Source organism: Oleiagrimonas sp. (assembly GCF_027858935.1).
Taxonomy (GTDB): domain Bacteria; phylum Pseudomonadota; class Gammaproteobacteria; order Xanthomonadales; family Rhodanobacteraceae; genus Oleiagrimonas.
In genome coordinates, this window is sequence record NZ_JAQIBU010000304.1 from 1 (window position 1) to 10,048 (window position 10,048).

The window sequence follows — 10,048 nt, forward strand, 5'->3', positions numbered from 1 at the left end:
TGGCGACTCGAGCCGCGGCGCTGTGCAAGTGCGACCTGATGAGTCGCATGGTGGGTGAATTCCCCGAACTGCAAGGCGTGATGGGGCGGTACTACGCCCTGGCGCACGGTGAATCGGCGCAAGTGGCGCACGCCCTGGACGCCTTCTACCAACCACGTCACGCCGCGGACGCCATTGCTGCAAGTCCGTTGGCCCGTGTGTTGGCCGTGGCCGAGCGACTGGATACCCTGGCAGGCATTTTTGCGGTCGGCATGAAGCCATCCGGCAACAAGGATCCCTTTGCCTTGCGCCGCGCGGCTCTGGGACTGGCAAGGACCCTGATCGAGGGCGAACTGGACATCGATCTTGGCGCTGCATTCACCGAGGCGCTGCAGTTGCTGCCCGAAGCCGCGCTGGCTGCGGCTCTGAAACCGGCTAAGGACGGCACCCCGGCTGCGCTGGATGCGGGCGTCCGTCGCGGGGAGCTGCAGCGTGAGCTGACCCGCTTCGTGTTCGAGCGCTTGCGTGGCTATTACGCCGATCAGGGCTTCAGCAACGACCAGTTCGATGCCGTGATGGTCGTGGCGCCGTCCAGTCTGGTCGATTTTGATCGTCGGCTGCGTGCCGTTGCAGCCTTTGCCAGCCGCCCCGAGGCTGCAAACCTGGCGGCGGCCAACAAGCGCGTGGGTAATATCCTGCGCAAGCAGGCCGAAGCCGGTGAGGCGCCCGCGCAGAAGGTGGATCCGGATCGTTTCGAGCAGGACGCGGAACGCGAACTGGCGCAGGCCCTGGCGCAGGCCAGCCAGGCCAGTCGAGAGGCGGTCGCGGACGGTGACTATGCGCTGGCGCTGACCCGACTGGCGGCCCTGCAGAAACCGGTCGACCGGTTTTTCGAGGACGTGCTGGTGATGTCCGAGGACGACGCTGTACGCGCCAACCGGCTGGCCCTGCTGGCTCAATTGCAGCGCCATTTCATGGATGTCGCGGACATTGCCAGGCTCTGAACCGGCTGTGAAACGGCCGGCGGGGACGCCTTGCGAGGGGTCCTCGATATGACCCAATTGCTAAGAAAGTGTTGACACCGTGTTACGTTCAGGGGTATCGTCGCACCAACAGATAGACGAAAAAGCCTCGTTTGGGGCTCTTGTCCATCGTTGCTAATCTGCAGGAGCAGGCTCGTGCACAGGGATGCCTCGGGATGTTTCATTCCGGGGTTTTGTCTTTAAACGGGTCTTCGACTGCGTTCCAGGTGACCGGTATCAGCCAGGTCGCTATGCTTTAAGTGGCCCCTTGGGGCCGATCTGGGGAGATCATCCTAATGACTAAACGTAATCTGACAGGCGGGGCGTTCTCACGTCGCAATGCCCTTGCTGTCGCTCTGGCCGTGGGCCTGGGCTTCACCGGTGTGGCCATGGGCCAGGCCACCTCTGGCGCCATTTTTGGTAATGCTCCGGCGGCCAAAGGGCAGACCGTCAAGGTCAAGGGCCCGGGTATCAGCCGTGTAGTGACGGTCGGCGCCAACGGCAAGTACACCGTGGCCGACCTGCCCGTGGGCACCTACAGCGTGACCCTGGAGGACAGCAGCGGCAATGCCGTGTCCACCCGCAACAACGTCAGCATCAATGTCGGCGGCGGCACCGAAGTCGACTTCGCAGCCAGCACCGCGAACGCGGCAAGTCTGGGCGCGGTTCAGGTCAATGCCAACGCATTGCCGTCGATCGACGTCACCAGCGTCAACGCCACCACCGTGATCACCGCATCCGACCTGCAGAAATTGCCGGTGGGTCGCAGCGCCGAGGCAATTGCCCTGCTGTCCCCGGGTACGGTCGGAGGCAGCGGCTTCTTCAATAACTCGGTGTCCATTGGTGGTTCCAGCGTGGCCGAGAACGCCTACTACGTGAACGGCTTCAACACCGGCGAACCGTACCGCAACATTGGCGGCTTCACGCTGCCGTACGGCTCGATCGCGCAGCAGGAAACCCTGACCGGCGGTTTCAGCGCCAAGTACGGTCGTTCCGACGGCGGCGTGATCAGCCAGATCGGCAAGCGCGGTACCGACCAGTGGCATTTCGGTGGCCAGGTTGCCTGGCAGCCGCGGTTCCTGCAGTCCAACCCGAAGAACCTGTATTACCCGGTGCAGCCGACGCCGGCCGGACCGGGTACCTACACCCACGAAAGCACCTACGCGCCCCACACCATCCACAACTACCGCAATGACAGCAAGGGATGGGAGACCATTTATTCGGCCTACGTGGGTGGCCCGCTGGTCAAGGACAAGTTGTACATGTTCGCGGCTGCTGAATATACCAAGACCCAGCAGACCGGCGTGAGCAACAACACGTATTACTCCCCGAACTCCGCTCCCTACCTTGGCGTTGTGGGCTATCAGAGCAGCCATACCACCAAGTTCTACGGCAAACTCGACTGGAACATCAACGACAACAACATCCTTGAATACACCTACCTGAAGAGCGACCAGAACTCCGGTTCGGGCTCGACCTACAAGTTCAATTACAACACGTTCAAGGCCGGGCCGTTTGTGGGTGCGAACAACAACTACACCAACAACGCCAACTTCAACATCATCAAATACACCAGCTACATCGGTGACAACGCCAACCTGAGCGTGTTGTGGGGCAAGGGCGAATTCGCCGACCCCGTGACCTATGGCAACAAGAGTACCTTGCCGTATATCTCGGGCACCTTCAATCCGGCCCTCGTGCCGGCGGGCGGGGTCAACAACAACCAGACCAACACGTCGATCATCGCTCCGGACGCATCGCTGCGTACGCAGGGCCTGCGCGTCGATTTCTCCTACCAGCTGGGCAACCACAAGCTGGGCGTTGGCATCGACAACATGCATTACAATGCGCACAAGCAGGACTTCGTGTACACCGGCGGACACGCGCCTCCAGGGGTTGGTGGCGGTCCTCTGTCTGGTTTGCCTGTGCTCAATGGCACGCGCTGGATTTACTATAATATCAACAACAATTATTATGCGCGTTACCTGAACATCGCGTTCCAGGCCAGCATGTCGACCGAGCAGAAGGCGTTCTACCTGCAGGATGTATGGCAGGCCACGCCGGACTTGCAGGTCAACCTGGGCCTGCGTAACGATCACTACATCAACTACAACAACGTGGGTACCGCGTTCGTTGACATGAAGAACCAGTGGGAGCCGCGCCTGGGCTTCAGCTGGGACGTGAACGGCGATTCCAGCTTCAAGGTCTACGGCAATGCGGGCCGCTACTACCTGGCCCTGCCCACCAATGCGGCTGAGCGTGCAGCGACCGCATCGGTCTACGTTTCCCAGTGGTTCACCTACACGGGCATCGATAAAAATGGTCTGCCGCAGGGACTGACGCCAACAGCCGCGGTGACGGGAAACTCCAATCTTACATCGCCCGATGGCGAGACTGGCCTGCCGAAAGATCCGAAGCAGGTCACGTCCAGCAACCTCAAGGCCATGTACGTGGACCAGTTCAACCTTGGTTTCGACAAGAAGCTGGGTGACAAGTGGGTGTACGGCGCCAAGGCCAGCTACCGCGCTCTGAAGTCGACCATCGACGACGAGTGCTCGCCGGGCCAGATTGCCGCCAAGATGACCAAGATGGGCTTGAACCCGCAAAACTACTACGACGCGCTGTATGGCGCGGCCTACTGCCGTCTGGTCAATCCGGGTCAATCCAACACCCTGCTGATCGCCAAGATGGACGGCAGCGGTTACACCAAGGTGACGATGAACCAGAAGGACTGGGGTTTCCTGCAAAAGCCCAAGCGCGAGTATGCAGCGCTCAACGTGTACCTGGAGCATCCGTTTGACGGCACCTGGTACGGCCGTATCGGCTACACCTACACCTACGCCAACGGCAACACCGCCGGTCAGGTGCGTCCTGACTTCGGCCAGGCCGACGTGTCCAAGACGGAGGACTGGGATTCCTGGCAGCTGATGCAGGGTCAGGGTGGTCAGCTGCTGAACAGCCGCAAGCACCAGATCCGCATCCGCGGTGCGTACCAGATCACTCCGGAATGGCTGGTCTCCGGTGTCGCGCTGATACAGTCCGGTTCTCCGCGTGAGTGTCTGGGTTACTATGGTCCCAATGCCACCGGCGATCCGACCGGCTACAACGGCGGGGGCACCGGCAACTACCATTGGTGCGCAGGCCAGATCGTGCATCCGGGCAGCAACAGTCCGTTTGCGGGTCATAATCCGTGGACGGAAATCGTCAACCTGGGGGTGCGTTACACGCCTGACTTTGGTGACAAGAAGCTGGCCTTCAAGCTGGATGTGTTCAACGTGTTGAACCAGCAGCGTACAAACCAGTCCAGCGTAAGTCTGGTGAGCGCTAATCATCAGGTAAGCAACACGTTCCATATGCCGTCACAGACGTCGCTCTACGGGTCGGCCGTCACGCCACCCCGCTACATGCGCCTGTCGGTGTCCTACGACTACTGATCAGACCGCAGTACGACCTGGATCCGTTTCGATCCAATCAAGCGCCACCCGCAAGGGTGGCGTTTTTTTTACTGTGTTGCAGAAATATGCATGCCATTCCAAGGTGGGCGCACAGCTTCCCGGCCCCGGGCTTGCCTGGGTCCAGGAGGCCCGTTTCGGGCGACTGCATTCGCGCAGAAACCGGAGGGCGCTGTACCAGCGCATGAGCTGGCTGATACCCACAGGGAAAGGGTGCCCATGAAAAAACGGGCCACGCGGCTTGCGAGGAAACGCTCAACGGGTGAGCAAGTGTCGGGGAGGTAAGCTTGTCCGCAAATGTTCGCTCTGAGGGGGAGGTGCGGAGCCGTTCTTCCCTGTGTTATCTATTTTGGTTATGCTTGGAGCTTCCCCCATAAAGTACAGTTCACCTGGGGCCTCCAGGTGAGCCACACTTCATGTCTACTTCAACGTTTCCAATGAGGTTTACTATGCGCAGGATCGCCTTGATGCTGACCGTGCTGACCGCGTTTGCAGTCACCGGTTGCAACAATTCCTCCAGTGGCCAGAACAAGGCGGCTGCAGCAAAAAACAGCACGGTCACGGGTACGGTGAGCCTGCTCAAACCACGGCAGCTTTCCCCGCAAGCGACCATGCAGATTCAATTGCAGGATGCTTCCAGGGATAACGCCAAGCCGCTGGCCAGCCAGACCATCTCGCCGGTGAAACAGATGCCGACCTCGTTCTCGTTCAACGTCGCCTCTGCAAAGATCGATCCGGCAGACATCTACGTGATCGACGTGAAACTGGTCGATGGTGAGCGCACCTTCAACATGCCGGTGAAGGCACCGGTCATCACCCGCGGCGCGCCGACGACCGGCGTCAAGATCATGTTGGCCGCAAACATGACGCCCGAAGAAAAAATGCTCAATGACTTCCACCAGTTGCAGAAGAACCTGGGTGGCTACAGCATCACCAATGGCAGGATGCTGGAAAAGAAGGTTTCCCACGGCTGGCAGACATTCCGCAGCAATGATACGGGCAAAATCGTATTCGTACGCGAGAACACCGATTTAGGCGACAAAGGCTTCAGCAACACGGACTACGCCTACAAGAACGGCAAACCCTGGGTGGTCGTGGTCAAACACAAGTCCAGCCAGAAGGCAAAGGCGAGCGAAATCGACCGTGCAGGCTGGAATCAGGACGGAAAACTGGTGCTGGCCGATAAGGAAGCCGACGGCAAGACCAGCAAGCTTTCCGATGCCGATGCAGCGGACCTGCACAAGTCGGCCATGACGATGCTTGCACTGGCCAGGAAGAAGTCTCCGGCCAAGAAAAAGAAGTGACTTCATGCATGCCGCATGCGCAATAGAGTGCATGGACAAAAAAGGCCGGACGCGTGTCCGGCCTTTTTTTGTCCGCTGATCGAAGCCAGTGAAAAGGCTTGAATGGAAACAGGTTGCTGGCAACACAGAGCCTGGATGCGGGATGACCCGCCATCAGGTCACCCCGTCGCGTTCAAGCATGCATCAGAAATTGATCTTCAGGCCCATGTTGAAGTTGTTCAGCTTCTGGTTGTTTCTGCCGTAGCTGCCCTGGTAGCCCAACCATCCCGAAGTCGTGGAATCAAATTCCGTCATGATGCCGACATCGGCGCTGCCCCAGTTCTTGTCCGGAACAAACCCGGTCAGGGCGAAGCTTCCATTCATCGTGGTCAGGCCGGCCTGGACCTGGCGTGGGCCGGCGTGACTGTCGCGATTCCACGCGAGGTCCACATACGGGTGCATCATCAGCTGGCCCACTTGCCAGTCACCCTTGAGGCGCCAACCCAAAGTGTTTTTCAGGGCCAGCCGTTCCTGTGGGCCAAACCACATCGAGGAGCTGTCGCCGCCGAATTCGCTGAAGCCATTCACGCGAATGCGTTGCCATTCGACGCGGGCAAAGGGTCCGGTCTGGAGCGCACCGGCATGGAACATCCAGCCACCGATGAAACCGCCAAGAAGCTGAGAGCCGCTGGTTCGACCGGCTTCAAGACGATTGAGGGCCCCGAGTTGGAATCGACGTTGCACGTCGTTGTAGTCCAACTGGGCAAAGCCGATGTAGCCACCGAAATATCCACCACCGGCGTGGTAGAGGGCATAGCCGGTTCCCTGTGTGGAATTGAGCTTGTAGCCTCCATGGTTACCTGCAACTGAAGCCTTGTTGTGGGACACGCCAATGGCTGCGCCAAGCGTCACGTTGCTGCCTGCGCTTGCAGTGGTGCCGAAGGTGAGATTGACGTTGTGGCTGTCGGTCTTGGGGGTGTTGTCCGTGGCATCGAAGGTCTGGTTGCCGTAGGTGATGTTGGCAAAAAGATGGCTGCCTTGCGTGTTCATGGCACCAAGCATATTGCTGCGCAGGGTTCGCAGATGGGCGGCACTGGCTGCGATCGGCGCTTCGGCAAGCAGTGAGGTCTGGCCCGGAGCATTGATCTCTGCAACGACATACTGGGCCAGCATGCGGTGTGCAGCGGTGGTCGGATGCACGCCATCGGCGAACAGCCATGTATTGTTGGTACCGGCCGCATACGTGTACGGTGCACCGGAGCCTGCAGGACCGCATTGCAGGGAGCTGGATGCAAGACCGCAGGCAGCATCCGTGACATTGGTGAATCCGTAGGTTTTGGGATCGCGGATGACTTCGCTAATCAGCTGGTAGGTATTGACGGGGATCACGTTCAGGCCGTTGTTGCTCAACGTGCTCAACCCGGTGTTCAAAATGCCGTTGTAGACCAGCGACAGCGAGGTCAGATTGGCCGAGTTGGTCGGGCCCGCGGCCAGGCCGGAAGGCGTCTTGCCGATATCGGGAAGGTTGAAGACCATGACGTACTTGGCTCCGGCAGCCTGCATCTGGCCCAGCAATTGCAGCTCGCCTTGTGCGGCGCCCCCGACCAGCAGCGGTATGTTCGAAGGCGAGACCGCCCCCGAAGTGGCATAGAAAATGTCATTGGCACCACCCCAGACCGAATAGAGCGTATGCGGGTCGGCCTTGCCACCGTTGGCGGCCAGGTACATGCCAAATTGCTGGGAGAGCAGGGGAATCGGTCCGGCGGAGGAATTGTTGTTGATGCCTGCGCCGCCGTATGCGTAATCATTGCCACCGGTAATGGATGGCGTGAGCATGAAGCCGAAGGCGCTTCCGATATCCTCGACAGCGACCTTTCCGGGATTGGTGGTGAAGCGGGATGGTTGGGTCGAACCGAGCGCAAGCGACAAGTTGCCGTTGTCGCTAAGACTGTCGCCAAAGACAACCATTTTGTTGAAATCAGTGGACGCTTGCGCCGCACTGGCGAATGCCAGGGAGGCGACGATGGCGCTGGTGAGATGGCGAAAACGAAGCATGTGATGAATCTCCCTGGGTATGGGCAATAAACAAGACGCCACAGCACATTACCTGCAGCGCGGAAACAACATGATCCTAACGATAATAGAGTCCGTACGGTAGCGCATGTTGCGCTGCAATGCAGCGCGTGGGGTACGAATCAAGGGGCCAGACAGCGCGCAGGTAGATCCAAGGGAAGTGCCGGTATCAGGCCGCATGCCTGCGACGCAGGTGGACCAGAAGCAGCGTGATGGCTGCAGGGGTGACGCCGCTGATACGGGATGCCTGGCCGATCGTGGCAGGCCGGGCCCGGGCGAGCTTGGTAAGCGCTTCGGCGGAAAGCCCGTGCACGGTCTGGTAATCGAAATCGGCAGGAATGAGGGTGTCCTCATTGCGACGATGGCGTTCAATCTCGGCACGCTGGCGTTCAAGATAACCGGCGTACTTGGTCTGTACCTCGACCTGGAAGGCGACCTCGGGGCTGTCCACGCCAGGTCCGATGCCTTCGACGCGGGTAAGACGGGCATAGTCGAATTCAGGTCGGCGCAACAGATCGAGCGCACTCGAGTCTCGTGTGATGGAGGCCTGGCTTTGTTGGATGAGAGCGATGCCCAGGGCATTTTCGGGGCTGACATGCAGGGAGCGCAGGCGCTCGGTCTCGACATCGACAGCATCGCGCTTGCGACGCAGTGCGTCATGGCGTTCGCAAGTCACCAGACCAAGTTCGTGGCCGATGCCGGTGAGACGCAGGTCGGCGTTGTCTTCGCGCAGGTGCAGGCGATATTCGGCGCGCGAAGTGAACATGCGATAGGGCTCGAGCGTGCCGTTGCTGGTGAGATCGTCAATCAGAACGCCAATGTAGGCCTCGTCACGTCGCGGTATCCAGGGCGCATGGTCGCCGATGGCGCGTGCAGCATTGAGTCCGGCAACCAGGCCCTGTGCGGCGGCTTCTTCATAGCCGGTGGTACCGTTGATCTGGCCGGCAAAATACAGCCCTGAAATGGCACGGGTCTCCAGCGACGGATGCAGACCGCGAGGGTCGAAGTAGTCGTATTCGATGGCATAGCCCGGACGGGTGATATGCGCATCGGAAAAACCGGGGATCGATCGCACCAGGTCAAGCTGGACGTCGAAAGGCAGCGAAGTGGAAATTCCGTTGGGGTAGATCTCCGTGCTGTGCAGGCCTTCCGGTTCGACAAAGACCTGATGCGACTCGCGCTCTGAAAAACGCACCACCTTGTCCTCGATCGAGGGGCAGTAGCGTGGCCCGGTGCCCTCAATCTGGCCGCTGTAAAGGGGCGAACGGTGCAGCGCGTTGCGGAGGATGGCATGGGTCGCGGCGGTGGTGTGGGCGATCCAGCAGCTGACCTGGCGCGGGTGCAGCGCGCGTGTACCCATGAAGGAAAACACCGGTAAGGGCTCATCACCGGGTTGTTCGCGCAGCAGGCTGTAGTCAATGCTGCGACCATCGATGCGTGGCGGTGTACCCGTCTTCAGGCGATCCGCTGCTACAGGCAGTTCACGCAAACGTTCGGCCAGGGTGGTGGATGGTGGATCCCCGGCGCGTCCGCCGGCATGCTGTGAAGTCCCAATATGGATGCGCCCGCCTAGGAAGGTGCCCGCGGTAAGCACGACCGCGCGGGCACGGAAGGTCAGGCCCATCTGCGTCTTCACGCCCGTTACCCGTCCGTGCTCGATGCAAAGGTCATCCACGGCCTGCTGGAAAAGGCTCAAGTTGGGCTGGGTCTCGACGATCTTGCGGATGGCCGCCTTGTAAAGGGCTCGGTCAGCCTGGCATCGAGTGGCACGAACGGCGGGTCCCTTGGAGGCGTTAAGTGTGCGCCACTGGATGCCGGCATGATCGGCAGCCATGGCCATGGCGCCTCCGAGTGCATCGATCTCGCGCACAAGATGCCCCTTGCCAATGCCACCGATCGCAGGGTTGCAGCTCATCTGGCCAACGGTTTCGATGTTGTGGGTCAGCAGCAGCGTGTCCGCGCCGGTGCGCGCCGCTGCTAGCGCAGCCTCGGTGCCGGCATGGCCGCCGCCGATCACGATGACATCGTAGGTGTGTGGATGATGCATGGTTTGATGAACGTTGGGACAGAAAGAGGTCGATCTATTCTATCGAGAGTGCATGCCGGGGTCTTGTGCCTAAAACGGCTAGTTGGCATGAAGCATGCATGTGTCTGTCCTGCACCCTCGCCGGGCATAGGTTCCGCAGGAAGCGGGCTGAGGCGGGTTTCAGGGGCCGGCCGCGCGCCGGCGAGGGGTAGC

5 protein-coding genes are annotated in these 10,048 nt (G+C 60.2%); 3 read left to right on the forward strand and 2 right to left on the reverse strand.

Annotated features, from left to right (window positions below):
* From glyS to PF446_RS11195, 3 genes are all read left to right on the forward strand, one after another.
* Nucleotides 1-983, forward strand: a 983-nt coding sequence (gene glyS / locus PF446_RS11185; protein WP_298071590.1) for a glycine--tRNA ligase subunit beta, incomplete at its 5' end; no start/stop codon positions are given.
* A gap of 314 nt (nt 984-1,297) precedes the next feature.
* Nucleotides 1,298-4,435 (forward strand): TonB-dependent receptor, encoded by a 3,138-nt coding sequence (locus tag PF446_RS11190; protein WP_298071592.1) that lies wholly within the window; start codon nt 1,298-1,300, stop codon nt 4,433-4,435.
* Between the two features lie 485 nt (nt 4,436-4,920).
* Nucleotides 4,921-5,757 carry a YbaY family lipoprotein gene (locus PF446_RS11195; RefSeq protein ID WP_298071594.1) on the forward strand — a complete coding sequence of 279 codons (837 nt, stop codon included), beginning with the start codon at nt 4,921-4,923 and terminating at the stop codon, nt 5,755-5,757.
* Between the two features lie 183 nt (nt 5,758-5,940).
* Here the strand turns inward: PF446_RS11195 and PF446_RS11200 are convergent, their stop codons facing one another.
* Nucleotides 5,941-7,791 carry an autotransporter domain-containing protein gene (locus PF446_RS11200; protein ID WP_298071596.1) on the reverse strand — a complete coding sequence of 617 codons (1,851 nt, stop codon included), beginning with the start codon at nt 7,789-7,791 and terminating at the stop codon, nt 5,941-5,943.
* 187 nt (nt 7,792-7,978) lie between these two features.
* Entirely contained in the window at nt 7,979-9,856 is a 1,878-nt protein-coding gene (gene mnmG / locus PF446_RS11205) for a tRNA uridine-5-carboxymethylaminomethyl(34) synthesis enzyme MnmG (RefSeq protein WP_298071598.1), read from the reverse strand.
* Between the last annotated feature and the right edge of the window lie 192 nt (nt 9,857-10,048).

Coding starts and splice junctions, on each gene's coding strand:
- PF446_RS11190 (WP_298071592.1), top strand. CDS start 1,298: ATGACTAAACGTAATCTGACAGGCGGGGCGTTCTCACGTCGCAATGCC.
- PF446_RS11195 (WP_298071594.1), top strand. CDS start 4,921: ATGCTGACCGTGCTGACCGCGTTTGCAGTCACCGGTTGCAACAATTCC.
- PF446_RS11200 (WP_298071596.1), bottom strand. CDS start 7,791: ATGCTTCGTTTTCGCCATCTCACCAGCGCCATCGTCGCCTCCCTGGCA.
- mnmG (WP_298071598.1), bottom strand. CDS start 9,856: ATGCATCATCCACACACCTACGATGTCATCGTGATCGGCGGCGGCCAT.